The sequence below is a fragment of the Nocardioides sp. R-C-SC26 genome, from assembly GCF_021246465.1.
Lineage (GTDB): Bacteria > Actinomycetota > Actinomycetes > Propionibacteriales > Nocardioidaceae > Nocardioides.
Window position 1 is genome coordinate 1 of record NZ_JAHRHK010000037.1, and the last position, 1,618, is coordinate 1,618.

2 protein-coding genes are annotated in these 1,618 nt (G+C 73.2%); both read right to left on the bottom strand.

What is annotated here, in order from left to right; translation table 11 throughout:
• On the bottom strand, positions 1 to 339 hold a 339-nt coding region (locus KSO97_RS17320; RefSeq protein ID WP_232681820.1), incomplete at its 3' end, for a hypothetical protein.
• A 55-nt stretch (positions 340 to 394) separates the two neighbouring features.
• Positions 395 to 1,618: IPT/TIG domain-containing protein (locus KSO97_RS17325; RefSeq protein ID WP_232681827.1), on the bottom strand; the 1,224-nt coding region annotated here is incomplete at its 5' end.

Sequence of the window (1,618 nt, forward strand, 5' to 3'; positions counted from 1 at the left end):
CCGCCTCCGGAGCCCCTCGCCCCCGCCGCCGCCGGCGGCCCGGGCCGCCCCGGCCAGCAACTGGTCCGGCTTGAACCGGCGTCCTTGAGCCACCAGTTGCGCCGCGAGCGTCTGCGGCGGACTCGGTGCCGCACCCACGGCGGCCATGAGTTGGCGCAACGACGCGCGATCGGCGGCCACGTCGTCTGCGAGCGCGGCGAGAGTCGCTGCTCCCCCAGGTTCTGGGAACCCCTTCGCGGCGCGGCGGAATGTCGAGACGCCGGCGCTCGCGCCGACCCAGTGAGCGTGCAGATAGGCCCTCAGCCGGGCATTGTCCGTGGAGCTCGCGACGTCGGTCATGGCACCCGGTACCCCGCCAGCGTCACGGCACGCGCCGCCGCCCGCCGTCGCCCCGTCAGCGGTACCGGTAGGACGACGCCGTCACAGTCGCACTCCGCCCTCCCACGGCGATCACCCGCACCTGGACGCGACCCGGACGGCGCGGCGGCATCACGATCGAGATCCGCCGAGGCGAGACGGTCCGGAAGGCCACTGCCCTGCCCGCGACCGTGACCTTGCGGACGTCGACGAACCGGCGCCCGACGAGGACGACCGTGTTGCCACCCGACGACGGGCCCGAGGCCGCGGTCATCCGGGTCAGCTCCGGGGCTCGCAGCGACCGGTAGATGACCCGGTTGCTCGTGCCGGCGATGGTGGTCGTCGAGATCCGCACCCGACCTGGTCGCAGCGCCGGCGTCACCACACGCAGCAGGCTCGGCGTCACATAGCTCACCGACCGGGCGGCTCGCTCGCCGAACCGGACCCGGGTGTCGGGCGTGAAGCCCGCGCCGCGCACGACCAGCCGCTGGCCACCGGCGCTGGGCCCGGCGGGCCGGGACACCGAGGCGATCGTCGGCGGGCCGCACGAGTCGGCTCCAGCCATCAGTCTGGGGTCGAATCCGTGGGGGTCGATCCCGTAGATGAACCCACCGGGGACGTTGTCCGACGTCCCGCCCGGGGTCGTCACCGACAGGTCGACCGGGCCGGCGGCATGGGGCGGCGCCATGAAGCCCAGGAGCGTCGAGCTGTAGACGCTGACCTCGCTTGCGGGGACGACGATCCCATCGATCGACACGGACGTGGCACCGGCGACGAAGTTGGACCCCCTCACGAAGAGCAGGATGCCTCCGGCGACGGGAACATAGAACGGCTGCAGGCTCGTCGTGGTCGGTGCCGCCACGTAGGTGAATCCGCCCGGCACAGGATCGGAGGTCCCGCCGACCGTCGATACGGTGACCGCCACCGTTCCTGCCGTGGCCGACGGCGTCGGGAACGAGAGAGCGGTCGGGCTGAACACCGTCACCGCACCCGCAGGCACCGCGACGCCGCCGACCGTCACCGAGGTCGCACCCGCTACGAACCCGGACCCCGTCACCGTCACCGAGGTCCCGCCGGCACTCGGGCCCGACGACGGCGAGAGCGACGCCGCGGTCGGTGCCGTCACGTAGGTGAACCCGCCCGGCACAGGATCGGAGGTCCCGCCGACCGTCGATACGGTGACCGCCACCGTTCCTGCCGTGGCCGACGGCGTCGGGAACGAGAGAGCGGTCGGGCTGAACACCGTCACCGCACCCGCAGG